This is a genomic window from Bradyrhizobium pachyrhizi (genome assembly GCF_029714545.1).
Lineage (GTDB): Bacteria > Pseudomonadota > Alphaproteobacteria > Rhizobiales > Xanthobacteraceae > Bradyrhizobium > Bradyrhizobium pachyrhizi.
In genome coordinates this window covers 6993004-7007717 of record NZ_CP121667.1, presented here as the reverse complement: position 1 = coordinate 7007717, position 14714 = coordinate 6993004, and the positions used below count along the sequence as shown (strand labels likewise).

19 protein-coding genes are annotated in these 14714 nt (G+C 60.9%); 11 read left to right on the top strand and 8 right to left on the bottom strand.

The window, feature by feature from the left end; genetic code table 11:
- Window positions 1-134 precede the first annotated feature (134 nt).
- From QA639_RS33225 to QA639_RS33210, 4 genes are all read right to left on the bottom strand, one after another.
- Window positions 135-293, bottom strand: a complete 159-nt coding sequence (locus QA639_RS33225) for a hypothetical protein (RefSeq protein WP_225643913.1) — start codon at window positions 291-293, stop codon at window positions 135-137.
- Between the two features lie 19 nt (window positions 294-312).
- A complete protein-coding gene (locus tag QA639_RS33220) occupies window positions 313-1035 on the bottom strand; it encodes a CBS domain-containing protein (RefSeq protein ID WP_283088134.1) in 723 nt (240 codons plus the stop codon).
- Window positions 1036-1097: 62 nt separating this feature from the next.
- Window positions 1098-1406, bottom strand: a complete 309-nt coding sequence (locus QA639_RS33215; RefSeq protein ID WP_225644107.1) for a c-type cytochrome — start codon at window positions 1404-1406, stop codon at window positions 1098-1100.
- Between the two features lie 62 nt (window positions 1407-1468).
- Window positions 1469-2305 carry a universal stress protein gene (locus QA639_RS33210; RefSeq protein ID WP_283088133.1) on the bottom strand — a complete coding sequence of 279 codons (837 nt, stop codon included), beginning with the start codon at window positions 2303-2305 and terminating at the stop codon, window positions 1469-1471.
- A gap of 163 nt (window positions 2306-2468) precedes the next feature.
- Between QA639_RS33210 and phbB the strand changes: the two genes are divergently transcribed.
- Both phbB and QA639_RS33200 read left to right on the top strand, forming a co-directional pair.
- Window positions 2469-3194 (top strand): acetoacetyl-CoA reductase, encoded by a 726-nt coding sequence (gene phbB / locus QA639_RS33205; protein ID WP_283088132.1) that lies wholly within the window; start codon window positions 2469-2471, stop codon window positions 3192-3194.
- 15 nt (window positions 3195-3209) lie between these two features.
- Complete coding sequence (locus QA639_RS33200; RefSeq protein WP_283088131.1) at window positions 3210-3335, top strand: CBS domain-containing protein; 126 nt, start codon at window positions 3210-3212, stop codon at window positions 3333-3335.
- Window positions 3336-3755: 420 nt separating this feature from the next.
- On the opposite strand, the gene fixJ is transcribed toward QA639_RS33200, so the two are convergent.
- The 4 genes from fixJ to QA639_RS33180 form a co-directional block, all read right to left on the bottom strand.
- Window positions 3756-4364 carry a response regulator FixJ gene (gene fixJ / locus QA639_RS33195; RefSeq protein WP_283088130.1) on the bottom strand — a complete coding sequence of 203 codons (609 nt, stop codon included), beginning with the start codon at window positions 4362-4364 and terminating at the stop codon, window positions 3756-3758.
- Complete coding sequence (locus QA639_RS33190; RefSeq protein WP_283088129.1) at window positions 4361-5794, bottom strand: PAS domain S-box protein; 1434 nt, start codon at window positions 5792-5794, stop codon at window positions 4361-4363. The genes fixJ and QA639_RS33190 overlap by 4 nt, the downstream gene beginning before the upstream one ends.
- A 93-nt stretch (window positions 5795-5887) precedes the next feature.
- Window positions 5888-6115: a hypothetical protein gene (locus QA639_RS33185; RefSeq protein ID WP_028332746.1), complete on the bottom strand. Its 228-nt coding sequence runs from the start codon at window positions 6113-6115 to the stop codon at window positions 5888-5890.
- Window position 6116: 1 nt separating this feature from the next.
- On the bottom strand, window positions 6117-6473 hold the full coding sequence (locus QA639_RS33180) for a hypothetical protein (protein WP_283088128.1): 357 nt from the start codon (window positions 6471-6473) through the stop codon (window positions 6117-6119).
- 698 nt (window positions 6474-7171) lie between these two features.
- On the opposite strand from QA639_RS33180, the gene QA639_RS33175 reads away from it, so the two are divergent.
- The 9 genes from QA639_RS33175 to QA639_RS33135 all read left to right on the top strand — a co-directional run bounded on the left by QA639_RS33175 (window position 7172) and on the right by QA639_RS33135 (window position 14705).
- Window positions 7172-7921: a CBS domain-containing protein gene (locus QA639_RS33175; RefSeq protein ID WP_283088127.1), complete on the top strand. Its 750-nt coding sequence runs from the start codon at window positions 7172-7174 to the stop codon at window positions 7919-7921.
- Window positions 7922-8352: 431 nt separating this feature from the next.
- Window positions 8353-8580, top strand: coding sequence for a hypothetical protein (locus QA639_RS33170; protein ID WP_028332743.1), 228 nt, complete (start codon window positions 8353-8355; stop codon window positions 8578-8580).
- 111 nt (window positions 8581-8691) lie between these two features.
- On the top strand, window positions 8692-9189 hold the full coding sequence (locus QA639_RS33165; RefSeq protein WP_283088126.1) for a hypothetical protein: 498 nt from the start codon (window positions 8692-8694) through the stop codon (window positions 9187-9189).
- 26 nt (window positions 9190-9215) lie between these two features.
- On the top strand, window positions 9216-10838 hold the full coding sequence (ccoN, locus tag QA639_RS33160) for a cytochrome-c oxidase, cbb3-type subunit I (protein ID WP_428841196.1): 1623 nt from the start codon (window positions 9216-9218) through the stop codon (window positions 10836-10838).
- Window positions 10839-10846: 8 nt separating this feature from the next.
- Window positions 10847-11581, top strand: coding sequence for a cytochrome-c oxidase, cbb3-type subunit II (ccoO, locus tag QA639_RS33155; RefSeq protein ID WP_157348341.1), 735 nt, complete (start codon window positions 10847-10849; stop codon window positions 11579-11581).
- 10 nt (window positions 11582-11591) lie between these two features.
- Complete coding sequence (locus tag QA639_RS33150; protein ID WP_157348340.1) at window positions 11592-11756, top strand: cbb3-type cytochrome c oxidase subunit 3; 165 nt, start codon at window positions 11592-11594, stop codon at window positions 11754-11756.
- 6 nt (window positions 11757-11762) lie between these two features.
- On the top strand, window positions 11763-12635 hold the full coding sequence (ccoP, locus tag QA639_RS33145; RefSeq protein WP_283088125.1) for a cytochrome-c oxidase, cbb3-type subunit III: 873 nt from the start codon (window positions 11763-11765) through the stop codon (window positions 12633-12635).
- 96 nt (window positions 12636-12731) lie between these two features.
- Window positions 12732-14189: a cytochrome c oxidase accessory protein CcoG gene (gene ccoG / locus QA639_RS33140; protein ID WP_283088124.1), complete on the top strand. Its 1458-nt coding sequence runs from the start codon at window positions 12732-12734 to the stop codon at window positions 14187-14189.
- Window positions 14190-14204: 15 nt separating this feature from the next.
- The gene (locus QA639_RS33135; protein ID WP_283088123.1) at window positions 14205-14705 is read left to right on the top strand and encodes a FixH family protein; all 501 of its coding nucleotides are present in this window, start codon (window positions 14205-14207) and stop codon (window positions 14703-14705) included.
- The last annotated feature ends 9 nt before the right edge of the window (window positions 14706-14714 follow it).

Below are 14714 nucleotides of genomic sequence, written 5' to 3'. Positions count from 1 at the left end.
GATCGGGAAATTTGGATATTTCCCCTAAGTAGAAGCCACTTACGTATTTGTACGTAGCTCCGAGAATGCAGAGCAATAAACGGTGGCCGCACGGCGAGACATCAGTGTCTCGGCGCGCGAGGCAAAAAGCGCTGCTAGGTCCCGTTCTTATCGGGATAGGCAGCGCGTGTGCTGGCTCGGTCCTGTTCCTGACGCCAGCGCGTCGTGCTGCGATCGGTCAAGACGAGCACGAGCGCAAAGATCGCGAAGATGAGACAGACGGCCGTGACGACAAGCAGTGTACTCATTGCCATGTTGGCCTCCTCGATCTGATCAGCTAGCCGCCTTGACGTCTTCCGGCGATTCCACGTAGTAGCCGGAGTAGCCGTCGACGAAGCAGAGATGATCGTGGACTTCCCTGACGCCCGAGGTGTTCTCGGCGAGCACGATTGCGGCCTGGCGGGCTCGTTCATCGAAAATCAGGCCGTGCAGATGCACGGCGCCGTTGCGCACCCAGACCTGGAAGCCGGCGGGACGCCAGCCGGTGGCGTTGATTTCGCGCAGGATACGTTCACGGATATGGCTGTCGTCGGCGGTCGGATCGGGAACTTCGCGCGCCAGCGAAGCGACGGCCTGCAGGATGTCCGCCCGGGTGACGATTCCGACCATGGTCTTGCCCTTCACAACCGGCACCCGCTTCACGGCGTGCTTGTGCATCAGATGCACGATCTCGTCGAGCGGCGCCTGCTCATCGACTGTGATCGGGGTCGTGGTCATGACGTCCTCAACCTTGCGGCCGCGCTCGTGCACGAAATCGGTCGCAGCGCGACCCACGCCGGTGAACAGTTCCAGCCATGCCGAGCGCTTGTGTCCTGTGCCGATCTCGGCGCGGTCCAGGAAATCTCCCTCGGACACCATGCCCCTGAGCGTGCCGTCTTCGTCCATCACCGGCAGACCACTGAGGTGACATCGCAGCATGATATTGGCCGCATCCAGGATCTTCGTGTGCGGACTGACGGCGATGATATGCTTGGTCATTATCTGATGCGCACGCATGTCGGACCTCCGTGTTGAAGCTTGAACAATGAGGCTTTGTGCGTTCCGCGCATTGACCTGGCTCAACGGTCCGCTTGGCCCCGCTCGAGAGATTTCAAGAACAGAATGAAGTCGCCCACCTGGTCCGGCTCGAAGCTGAACTGGGGCATGGTCGGATGGCCGGTGACGATTCCCTCCGCCAGCGATTCCTGCAGCATCTCGACCGGATAGCGTTCGTGCAATGTCCGGAACGGAGGTGCTATCCTCAGTGGGCTCGGGCTCACCCGATCGATTGCATGGCAGCGGGCGCAGTAGAGCTGCGCAAGGCGACGGCCCTGCTCCTGGTCCGCGGCGGCTGGAGTCAGCGCGGCGCAGATCGCGCTGATGACCACGAAGCCACGAGCGATATGGCTCTGAAATGTCCCGGCTGGATGCTTCACAGTTCGGCTCGCGCTTAGTGAGACATCAGGACTGGGACGGTCATCGTGCGCAGCATGTCGCGCGTCACGCCGCCGAGCAGGGTTTCCTGCAGGCGGGAGTGGCCGTATCCGCCCATCACAAGAAGGTCAAGGCTTTCATCCGCCGCGATCGACAGTAGGATTGACTGAACCTCGGACTTGGACGCCGACAACGACGTGATCTTGGCCGGAAGACCGGCCCTTGCAAGATATCGGACCAAATGGTCGGTGGAGCTTTCCGAGGGGATTGGGTCAGGGCCATCAATGGTGATGACCACGAGAGCGTCGGCTGCGTGCAATAGGGGCATCGAGTCATGCAGCGCGCGGGCGGCAAGCCGGCTGCCATCCCAGCAGATCCCGATTCGCTTCGCCGAGAACGCGCCGTGGAACGTATAGGGCATGAACAGAACAGGACCCCCGGCCTGGAACAAGAGCTCGCGCGGGATCACATTGTCGTAGCTGTTATATTCGCCCAGCGGCTGCACCACCACGGTCAGGTCATGCAGTCGCGCGCTCGCGCAGATCATCTCCCGCGCATCGATGGGGAGCGCACCTACGGCGCGGGTCGCGTACGATATCCCCGCATTCCGTGCCTCGATATCGAAGATGCGCAGCGCAACCTCGGCGCGTTCGAAGGCCTGCTCATGTTCAGCCTCGAACAGGGAGGCGACCGCCGCACCGCCTTCAACGACAAACGGTACGCTAGCGGTCTCGTAGCCGATCGCCATTGCGTCGAGATGCGCACCGGTGCCGAGCGCGAGCGAAACTGATCCGTCGACCGCGGGACGTGGCGACAGCTCCGTCGGAATGTGGACCAGGATGTTCTTGAACATGGGCCGTTCTCCAAAGGGGTGGAAGAGCAAGTGCTATCAAAGCACGGGTCGAGGTGAACAAATTTGATCTGCCTCATGCGCGGTCCGGGATTCTGATTGAGCGAGATCAATTCATCGAGCGTGTACTTCGCGCAAATGTTGTACCCAGCTTGGAGGAGCCGGCATGGCGCGCGTCGCATTGGTTACGGGTGGAAGCAGAGGAATTGGCGCCGCGATTTCGCGTGCCCTCGCAGCCGCCGGATGCAGGGTTGCGGCCTGCTATGCTGGAAATGCGGGAGCCGCGTGGTCGTTTCAGGATCAGACCGGAATTCCCGTATTCCAGTGGGATGTCGCGAACTTCCAGGCCTGTGCAGCGGGTGTCCGCGAGGTGGAGGCGGCGCTGGGCCCGATCGACATCCTGGTCAATAACGCCGGTATCGTGCGCGACGCCACACTGCATCGAATGACCAAGCCGCAATGGGACGCGGTGATACGAACCGATCTCGATTCGCTATTCAACATGTGCCGACCCCTCATCGAGGGCATGCGGGCGCGCAAGTTCGGGCGGATCATCAATATCTCGTCCATCAACGGGCAGAAGGGCCAGATCGGCCAGACGAATTATGCCGCGGCAAAGGCCGCCGAGCTTGGCTTCACCCGCGCATTGGCGCTCGAAAGCGCGCGGTTTGGGATCACGGTCAATGCGATCTGCCCGGGTTACATCAATACCGAGATGCTGGCCGCGGTGCCGGCTGATGTCATGCAGAATTCCATTCTGCCGCAGATCCCGGTCGGACGGTTGGGGCAGCCGGAAGAGATTGCCCGTGCCGTCGCGTTTCTCGCAGCCGACGAAGCAGGGTTCATCACCGGATCGACGCTTTCGATCAACGGCGGTCAACACATGTGTTGAATAGGAGAGATAGCAATGCTCGCCACCGATGTGATGCGCAGCTCGTTTGCGACGATCAAGCCGACTGCCACCGTGCTCGATGCCGTCGAGCTGCTGCTTGAGACCGATCAGCGCGGCCTGCCGGCCCGTACGCAAATTTAGTTGGAGGGCGACGGTGTGGGTGTGCGGATTGCTCTAATCCAGTGGCAGCAAATGCTCTTCAACGCAGTCTCCGCGTCGCCCGTGCTCGACGATGCGCTGCGCAGGAGAGATCTTGAAATTCATCGCGTTTCACCAACCGGTTTGCCGCAAACGGGTTGCCCGATCTGACCTGGGCACGGGCAAAGCAATATGGGCTCGCCTGGAAGTCGGCCAGACTATTGGAGTACGAGATCGGAATCCTGCAGCAGGTTTTTTCGCATGGCAACGAGCAGGACGATCTATCGTCAGTCCGATGCAATGTTGCGTCCTGCATGGCTCGAAATTTCAGGATACGCTTGCACATGTGCTGCCTCACCAGCGTAGCTTGGCGGTCTTTATCTCCGTGGACAAGCAGCCTTGAATAATCGCTTTTTGGGACGTCTAGAGCCCAGCAGCGATCGCGATCCGCATCAATTCCGACATGCTGCGCACATTGGTCTTGGCCATCAGGTTAGCCCGGTAGACCTCGACTGTTCGAGGGCTGATGCCCAGGTCGTGGGCGATCACCTTGTTGATCTTGCCCGCCACGAGCCCCCGCAGAACGTCACGTTCGCGCGGCGAGAGATCCACCAGGCGAGCCTCGGCCTCGCGCTTGACCGTACAGTCGGCCTGGGCCGCCGACTGTGTTTGCAAGGCTTCGCCGATTGCACGCAACAGCGCCTCGTCCTCGAACGGTTTTTCGATGAAGTCAACCGCGCCTGCCTTCATCGCCTCGACCGCGAGTGCAACGTCTCCATGGCCAGTCATCAGAATGACGGGACATGCGAGCGCGTCGGCCTTGAGCTTGCGGACCAATTCGAGGCCGCTCATGCCGGGCATGCGGATGTCAGATACAATGCAGTCGACTGTGCTGCCGGCAAGATGATCGAGAAAATCGGTTGCCGTCTCATAAGACGTTACGGCAAAGCCGTTGACGTCGAGAAGGAAAGCCAGTGAGTCCCGCATCGCGGGATCATCGTCGATCACGAGAATTGTGCGCCGCGTAGTCATGCTTCTTCTTCCCCGTCCTCCGCGAACGGGAGGATGAACTGAAAAACCGTGCCGCCACCAGCGTTTGGCATCACATCGATGCGTCCGCCATGGGATTCGATGATGGTCCGGCAGATCGAGAGGCCGACGCCCATGCCATGCTCCTTGGTCGTGATAAAGGGCTGAAATAAACGGTCGGCGATATCGGGGCTGATGCCCGGGCCGGTATCGGCAATGGTAAACGTCGCAACACCGCTAGTCTTGGTGACGTCGACGGTCAATTCGCGGCGCGGGCCCGACGCCATCGCCTCGATCGCGTTGCGAACCAGGTTGAGCACTACCTGCTGAATCTGGATTTTGTCGACGATGATCGGGGGCATGTCCCGGTCGCTGCGGATCGCTACCCGGACGCCCTGCTCCTTGGCGCCGAGCAGCGCCAGTGCAACAGCCTCTTCGAGCAAGGTGGCCGGGCTCTCCAGAGACTGTTGGGTCTCGCCCTTCGCGACAAACTCGCGCAGGCGCTTGATGATGTCGCCGGCCCGTAGCGCTTGCTGCGCGGCCCGCTCGAGCGCGTCCCGAATGCGGCTAGCATCCGGTATCTCCGATGCCAGCAGCGCCTTCGCACCGCGCATGTAGTTCGTGATGGCTGACAGCGGCTGGTTGATCTCATGCGCGATTGAGGATGCCATCTCACCCATGGCGGTCAATCGCGACACATGGACCAGCTCGGACTGCAGCTCCTGAAGCCGCCGTTCCTGCGCTCGACGCTCGGTGAGATCGCGGATAAAGCCGGTGAAGAAGCGCTCTCCGCTTACCTTGGCCTCGCCGACGGCGAGCTCCATCGGAAACGTCGAGCCGTCACTTCGTTCCCCGACAACGATACGGCCAATGCCGATGATGCGCCGCTCGCCGGTCGTAAGGTAACGCTCGAGATACCGGTCGTGCTCGCCGCGATACGGCTGGGGCATCAGGTTCGAAACGTTCTGTCCGACGACCTGGTCCGCCTTCCAGCCAAACAGGCGCTCGGCTGCAGCGCTGAAGGAGCGAATAATGCCGTGGTCGTCGATGACGATCATCGCATCAGGGACCGTGTCGAGGATCGACTGCAGATGGGCCTGGCGATTTCGCGCCTGATCGCTCTCCTTCAGTAGCCGGTCACCCATAAAGCCGAGGATCGGGCCGAGGACAGCGAAACAGGCGATATCGATCAGATTCGCAGGTTCAGTGACCAGGCTCCTGCCGAGGAATTTGGCGCTGATGACGAGGCAGAGCAGGGTGGTGAGGATCGCCGGACCGCGGCCTCCGGTGAAAGCGGCAAAAAGCACGGCCGGGACAAAGATGATCGTGAAGGTCCGGTCCTCGAAATAGTTATCTAGTCCCGCGCGCACAGCAAATACGAGTGCGGCCGCTGCCGCGGCAGTGCCATAGCGGTACCAGATGCGGTCGGACATATTTCCCCGGCAAAGCCCTCAACCTATTTGATGTTACAACGTTCGGAGGCGTGCTGCTACTAGCTGCACTGTTCAAGACAGTGGGCGGACGACCTATTTGACCCAGGCACGCCAATGCGTCGGCTGCACCAGGATGCGGTCGATGGTCCCCGCCTTCATCCAGCCGCCCAGGATGCGGCGGCAGGGGAAGACGAGCTTGTGAATCGTGTTACCTTCGATGACGGCGAGCTCAAGGTCTCGATCGAAGGGGGCCGTCGCGACCCCCTCCCATGTCTCGCTGACGCCGGCCCCTGGGCGCTCTGGAGCGTCGCGTGCCGGCATATCAGGCGGCCTTCTGAGTTGCCTCGTCGACACCGCTGGTCTTTCGTGCAAACAGGTTCAGCTCGATCGTGCCCAGCGAACGCGCGGTCTCGATCGCGTACGTCGCGTCGTTCGCGCCGCGCGCGGTAGCGCCCTTGGCCCAGTCCTGCAGCGCTGTGATCTTCTCGGCGACCGAGGCGGTGGAATTGAACCTTCGGAAGAGCTCCCAGGCCTCGTTCGATTCGACCAGGATCTGCTCGAACCAGTGCCGGTTCGCCTCGATCAGCTTCTCCGAAAATTCCGACTGGACAGCCATCGCCCGCTTTGCGTAGCTCTGGATGGCGTCGGAGACGGGACCGACTTCACTTTGGTCTGTCATGTTCAAAATCCTTCGTTTGGGGAGGCCCCTGCTTTCCCATATGGGCGGCACTTGCGTGTTGATGTGCGTCAACTCAATCTTCCAGCGCCCCGCATCGATTCTGGCGATCAACCTAGCCGCGCTTGGGATCGACGACTGCGCCGGTTCGCAGGTTGATGAAGTGGACGCCATCACAAGCGGCGCAGGAGATCGAATGCAGATCGTCAGTCAGAGGTCCGGACGCGTCATCGGGAAGCAGGCCTTGGACGCGATCACCAGTAGTCGGACACGAGAAGATAATGGGGCGCCAAGCCGTTCTGTCTGCCATTTGCACAATCCTGACGGAGCGGCATCGTCTGGCAGGACGCGTCGTGCCGCATTGATGCACGTCAAAATTCCGGGCGAACGGTCGAGGCGGCGCCGGTGGCCTAGAACGGGCGACGGCGATGATGCCGGGCAGGGCGGGACTCGGCCGGCTGGCTCAGCGAAGGCCGCTTTGCCTGCAAGGTCATCCGGACGAGGGCCACGACAACGATCGCGAGAGCTCCGATTGAGGCGAGCAGGTTTTGCAACATGATTTGGTCTCCTGACTAATTGGCAACATCTTCGATCATCGGTCGTGGCGCCTTGATTCCCGTCAAACGCGGGCATTGAGAGAGATCAAGACGATTGGGCCGACCTTGTGTGAGCTTGCTGCAAGCGTTGAAAGGAGAGCGGCAATGCGCGCACATCAGATCATGGCGAGACATCTCATCACTGTTGGAACCGAGACCTCCATCATCGAGGCGGCCAAGCTGATGATGGATCATCATGTCAGCGGTCTGCCGGTGGTCGATTCGTCTGGAAGACTGGTCGGAATCCTATCGGAGAGCGACTTCTTGCGGCGAAGCGAGATCGGCACGCAACGCCGGCGTGGCCGCTGGCTTCAGTTCCTTCTCGGCTCCGGTTATGCAGCCGCGGACTTTGTCCACGAGCGCGGGCGGAAGGTCGGAGAGATCATGTCGTGTGATCCCATCACCGTGACGGAAGAAACGCCCCTGCCTGATCTGGTCAATCTCACGGAGAAGAGAGGCATCAAACGGCTGCCGGTGATGCGCGAGGGGCGCCTCGTTGGCCTCGTGACAAGCGCCGATCTGTTGCGGGCAGTCGCGTCCATTGCGCACCAGATCCCGGATCCTACGGCTGATGACAAGCACGTCCACGATCGCATCGTGCGGGCACTCGACGGTGCAAATTGGTGTCCGCTCGGGCTGCAAGTCTCGGTGCGCAACGGCGTGGTGCACCTCCGAGGGATCATCATGGACGAGCGGGCGAGGCAGGCGGCAATTGTCGCCGCGGAGAATGTCGCCGGCGTCAAGGAAGTGCACGATCATCTATGCTACGTCGATACTTATTCCGGCTTCTATATCCAATCCGCGGAAGACGAACGAGCAGCTGCAGGGAAAGCAGCAAAGGTGACGGCAGGATGATCGTTCGCCCCGCAATCATTCTGACCCCGTTGATCGCGACTGCGGTGGTCAGCGCCGATCTCGTGGGCTTCGCAGCAACATTGATTACGATCCTTGTGTTCGTGGGCTTCGCGGTCGTTGCCTCCGGATGGACCGTCAGCGGCAAAACAACGTCAATACCGGCAGTCCGGCCGTCATCCCCAGACTGGACATCTCACCACAAATAGCACCTCGTCCGGTCCGTTCGTAATTCCTGACCATGTGAGCCGTACCTCGCGAAAAGCGCGTCGCTCGTATTCCTGGTTGTCGAGGTCGTTCAAGGCTCTGCTTGCCTTCGATATCCTCCGCAAGAGGATAGCCGCGCCTCAGAGAGCATTCCGTTGCGGCAGATCAATACGGGCGTCTCGTACCAATGAGAGCATAACCAAGCAATCAGCCCATGCGAGGGTGCCATGACATCATTTGACGTTCGTTTCATCAAGACGGTTTGCGACGATACCGGCCACGAACATCGCGCCTGCCAGGCAGCATTCAAGGTCGACGCGGTCTCGCTTTCCGCGGCTGCACAGCTGGCCGAGGCCGACTTCTGCAGACAGAAGGGCGTCCGCGACTGGACGATCTTTGCCGATTCCATGGAGCTTCGAACGCCGCCAGCTTTGCCGTCGGCGTGGGGCGGCTAGCGACCCATAGACGGCCGTCGCGATCGATTGCCGCGATATCGCGCGCTTGATCAAGATCAAATCGACAATCGGGTCCTTCGGCTAGAGGTGGAGAGCCAAAAGGGGTGAGAAATGACCGACCGATCAGCTGGCAATAGCTCGCCGCAATTCGAGAATCTTCTCGCTCGCTTGCGCGCATTTCTTGTGCGTCGACACGAATTCGATCTGTTGACCGCCAGGGAGGTCGACGAGATCGCTCACGAGCTCAATCTCTCGACGTCGGACCTTCGTGCGCTTGCCCGCGAGCAAGGTTCGCCGGAGTTGCTCAGCAAGCGCCTCGAGCATGCAGGTCTGTCCGCGCAGATGCTCGCTTCGTCCCATTGCGATGTGTTGCGTGATCTGCAGCGGGTGTGCGGTCTATGCCATGAGAAGGCTCGCTGCGCCGCGGATCTCGCGCGGGAAAGGCGGGCCAGTCCGGCAAAATACTGTCCGAATGAACTGACCCTGACGGCGCTGAGCCGCGGCGCCGGCGGCGCGCGGCATGGCGCAGGCGTTGATGCCGATCAAGTGGCTGGCGGCGAGATTGTGGTTGCCATGACGCCACCGCATCCAAGGAAAGCTTCCATATGACTGGTCCATCTTCCGTTTCAAAGTCGATGACGATGGGCGAAGCCGGCTTGACATCGGCACTTGCGGTTTTTGCCTTCGTTAGCTTTCTGGGCGCGGCGATGGGGCACGATGCGGCGTTCAGTTTTCACGCGTCGCTTGCTTGTGCCGCCAGCCTGATCTCCGTGGTCATGATCGGCAATCGCTACCTTGACCGTCCGGCCCAACTGCCTCCAGCGGAGATCGGCGGGCGTCCCAATTACAACTTCGGCCCGATCAAGTTCGCGTCCGCCATGGCGATGTTCTGGGGCATCGCTGGCTTCACCGTGGGTCTGATCATCGCGATGCAGCTGGCCTGGCCGGCGCTCAATTTCGATCTGCCCTGGACGACATTCGGCCGCCTGCGGCCGCTGCATACGTCGGCCGTGATCTTCGCGTTCGGCGGCAACGTCCTGATCGCAACGTCGTTATATGTTGTGCAAAAGACCTGCCGCACTCGCCTGGCAGGCGACCTGTCGCCCTGGTTCGTCGTGGTCGGCTACAACTTCTTCATCCTGATCGCCGGCACCGGCTACCTGCTCGGCGTGACCCAGTCGAAGGAATACGCCGAGCCGGAATGGTACGCCGACTTCTGGCTAACGATCGTCTGGATGACGTATCTGCTCGTGTTCCTGATGACGCTGGTGAAGCGCAAGGAGCCGCATATCTTCGTCGCCAACTGGTTCTACCTGGCGTTCATCATCACGATCGCGGTGCTGCATCTCGGCAACAATCCCGCGCTGCCGGTTTCCTTCCTCGGCTCGAAGTCCTACATCGCTTGGGGCGGTGTGCAGGATGCGATGTTCCAGTGGTGGTACGGCCACAACGCGGTCGGGTTCTTCCTGACCGCCGGCTTCCTGGCGATCATGTACTACTTCATTCCGAAGCGGGCGGAGCGTCCGGTCTATTCCTACCGGCTTTCGATCATCCATTTCTGGGCGCTGATCTTCCTCTACATCTGGGCCGGCCCGCATCATCTGCACTACACGGCACTGCCTGACTGGGCGCAGACGCTCGGCATGACGTTCTCGATCATGCTCTGGATGCCGTCCTGGGGCGGCATGATCAACGGCCTGATGACGTTGTCGGGCGCCTGGGACAAGCTGCGCACCGATCCCGTGCTGCGCATGATGGTGGTGTCGGTCGCGTTTTACGGCATGTCGACCTTCGAAGGTCCGATGATGTCGATCAAGGTGGTCAACTCGTTGAGCCACTATACCGATTGGACCATCGGCCATGTGCATTCCGGCGCACTAGGCTGGGTCGGCTTCGTCTCGTTCGGTGCGCTGTATTGTCTCGTCCCGTGGCTCTGGAATCGCCAGCTCTACAGCCTGAAGCTGGTCAACTGGCACTTCTGGATCTCGACCATCGGCATCGTGCTCTACATCTCCGCGATGTGGGTGTCGGGAATTCTGCAGGGTCTGATGTGGCGCGCCTACACCTCGCTCGGCTTCCTCGAATACTCCTTCATCGAATCTGTCGAGGCCATGCACCCCTTTTACATCATCCGCGCAGCCGGCGGCGCGCTGTTCCTGGTCGGCGCCCTGATCATGGCCTTCAATCTCTGGATGACGGTCAATGCCGGCCGAGCCAGTGAAACCGAGGGCGCCGGCGCTCTCCAGCCTGCCGAATAGGTCACGCAATGTCCCTCTGGAATCGACACAAGATTTTTGAGAAGAACTCGATCATCCTGATTGTCGGCATTCTCGTCGTCATTGCGATCGGCGGGCTGGTCGAGATCACGCCGCTGTTCTATCTGAAGAGCACGATCGAGGCTGTCGACGGCGTGCGGCCTTATACACCGCTCGAACTCGCCGGCCGCAACATCTACGTCCGCGAGGGCTGCTATCTCTGCCATTCGCAGATGATCCGCCCGCTGCGCGATGAGGTCGAGCGCTATGGCCACTATTCGCTCGCGGCCGAGAGCATGTACGACCATCCGTTCCAGTGGGGCTCCAAGCGCACCGGGCCGGATCTGGCGCGCGTCGGTGGCAAATATTCCGACGATTGGCACGTCACTCACCTGATCAATCCGCGCTCGATCGTTCCGCAGTCGGTAATGCCCGGGTACCCCTCGCTCGCCAAGACGGAACTCGACCCATCCGACGCCATAGCTCATCTGCGGACCAATCGCGCGGTCGGCGTACCCTATACCGACGAGCAGATTGCCAACGCGGTCGCCGATATCAAGACGCAGGTCGATCCCGACAGCCCCGGCTCTGATGCTTTTCAGAAGCGCTATCCGAAGGCCTTGGTCCGCAACTTCGACGGCAAGGGCGGCAATCCGACCGAGCTCGACGCATTGATCGCCTATCTGCAGATGCTCGGCACGCTCGTCGACTTCAAGCTCTACAACGAAAAAGCCAATCTGCGCTGAGGGCACGCGCATGAAAGCGATCATTCAAGCCGAGAATTTTGCGTCGAGCCTGGTCGGCACACTCTGGACCCCGATCTTCGTTGGAATTTTCATAGTCATCGTCGTCTACGCACTCTGGCCCCGCAACAAATCTCTCTTCGATGCTGCAGCCCGGATGCCGCTGCGGGAGGACTGACCGATCATGAGCGAGCACAATGAGATCGACCGCGTTTCCGGCCGCAGCACGACCGGTCATGAGTGGGACGGCATCAGGGAACTGAACACGCCGCTGCCGCGGTGGTGGGTCCTGACATTCTATGCAACGATCATCTGGGCGATCGGTTACTGGGTCGTCTATCCGGCTTGGCCGCTGGTGTCGGGCTACACCACCGGCTTGTTCCAGTATTCGACCCGCGCGAGTGTCGTTACCGACCTTGCCGATCTCGAGAAGCTGCGCGGCGAGAAGATGGCGGTGCTCGGCAACGCGTCTCTCGCCGATATCGAGAAGGATCCGGCCCTGCTGGCGTTGGCCCGCGCACGTGGCAAGACCGTGTTTGCCGACAACTGCGCGCCCTGCCATGGCAGTGGCGGTGCTGGCGCAAAGGGTTATCCCAATCTGAACGACGACGACTGGCTGTGGGGCGGCACGCTCGACCAGATCATGCAGACGATCCAGTTCGGAGCGCGGTCGGGACATGCAAGGACGCATGAGGGGCAAATGCTCGCGTTCGGTCGGGACGGGGTTCTGAAGAAGGACGAGATCGTTACTGTCGCCAATTATGTCCGTTCGCTCTCCGGCCTCCCGACCGCGCCGAAGTTCGACGCTGCCGCAGGAAAGAAGATCTTCACGGAGAACTGCACGAGCTGCCATGGCGACAACGGCAAAGGCAACCAGGAGCTCGGTGCGCCGAACCTGACCGACAAGATCTGGCTCTATGGCTCCGACGAGGAGACGCTGGTCGAGACCATCACCAACGGCCGCGCAGGCGTCATGCCGGCCTGGGTCGGCCGGCTCGACCCGGTCACCGTCAAGGCGCTGGCGGTCTATGTGCACTCGCTAGGTGGCGGCAAGTAGCCGCCGCCGGGCCCCATCCCGGGTCCGTTGATCGAGGTCAATTCGTGCCTCCCGCAGGAATGTAGGCTGCAATCGTAGCCTCATTCGAGCAGACCGATGAACAAGCCCGTGTCGCCTGATGAACTCATAACCGACGAAGACGGGCCGCTCTACGCGCCTCGCAAGAAGGTATACCCGCAGAGCGTCTCGGGCCGGTTTCGCTCGATCAAATGGCGTCTGATGGCCGTTTGTCTCGGTATCTATTATCTGTTGCCCTTCGTGCGCTGGAATCGTGGCCTCGGCGCACCTGACCAGGCGGTGCTGATCGATTTTCCCAACCGCCGCTTCTATTTCTTCCTCATCGAACTGTGGCCGCAGGAGGTCTACTACTTCACCGGTCTGTTGGTGCTGGCCGCGCTGACCCTGTTCCTGATGAATGCCCTGGGCGGCCGAATCTGGTGCGGTTATCTGTGTCCGCAGACGGTCTGGACCGATCTGTTCTATGCGGTCGAGCGCCTGGTCGAAGGCGACCGTCGCGCGCAGATGAAGGCCGATTCCGGACCGATGACGGCGCGTCGCGCCGGTCGCCGTGTGCTGAAGCACGCGATCTGGCTGATGATTGCCTGGTGGACCGGCGGAGCCTGGATCCTTTATTTCGACGATGCGCCGACGCTGGTGCGCAATCTGGCGACCTTTCAGGCCCCCGCGGTCGCCTATGCCTGGATCGCGATGCTGACCGCGTCGACCTATTTGCTGGCCGGCTATATGCGCGAGCAGGTCTGCGTCTATATGTGCCCGTGGCCGCGGATACAGGCCGCGCTGACCGACGAATGGGCACTCAACGTCACATACAAATACGATCGCGGTGAGCCGCGTTGCTCCGTCAAGAAGGCGTTCGACATTCGCTCGCTCGGCGAGAAGGCCGGCGATTGTATCGATTGCAACCAGTGCGTTGCCGTGTGCCCGACCGGGATCGACATTCGCGATGGCGCGCAGCTTGGCTGCATCCAGTGCGGCCTGTGCATCGATGCCTGTGACGCCGTTATGACCAAGGTCAGCCGCAAGACCGGTCTGATCGGATACGATAACGATATCAACGTTCAGCGGCGCGTCGCCGGCAAGCAGGAGATTTTCAAGCCGGTTCGCGCACGGACGGTCGTTTATGCCAGCCTGATCACCCTGGTCTGCGCGCTGATGCTCTATGCTTTGATGTCGCGGACCCTGCTCGACGTCAACGTGCTGCACGACCGCAACCCGATCGCGGTGCGTCTCAGCGACGGCGCGATCCGCAACGGATACACGCTGCGTTTCCTCAACAAGCGTGGCTTCGATCGTGTGATCGCGATCGACGTCGACGGTCCGGCTGATGCGAAGCTGCATGTCGTCGGTGCCGATTCGGTAACTCCTGACCGGCCGATGATCGTTCTTGCGCGCGATACGACTACCGAAATGCGCGTGCTGGTGACGGCACCGTTCGATGAAAAGGCGGAAAAGTCCGTGCCGGTCACTTTCCGCGTCACAGACATCGGTCTTGGAGAAGTGGCGTCCGCAACCGACCACTTCGTTCTTCCATAACGGCGGAATTCGATCATGGCAACCACAAGTTCAGTCACACGACCCATTACCGGGCGTTTTGTTCTAATCACGACGATCGCGTTCTTCGCTGTCGTCATCGGCGTGAATATGGTCATGATGCGCCTTGCCATCACAACGTTGCCGGGCACCGAGGTCGATAGTGCCTACAGCGCCAGCCTGGCTTATCAGGGTGAGATCGTAGCGTCACGACAGCAGAACGAGCGAGGCTGGCAGGTCCAAGCGCATATCGACCGGCAGCCAGACGGCGCCGCTGCGGTCGTAATCGAGGCGCGCGACCATACGGGCGTGCCTCTGAAGGGATTGAACTTCCTCGCCCACCTCGAACGCCCCACCGACCGTCGTGCTGACCGGGCGATCGAGGTCACTGAAGCCGGTCCAGGAAGCTTTCATGGACGCGCCGAAGGTGTCACCGCAGGACAGTGGGATCTGGTGATCGAGGGCGACGCCGATGGCCGTCGTATGTTCCTGTCGAAGAACCGCATCGTCCTGAACTGAAGGGGGTCC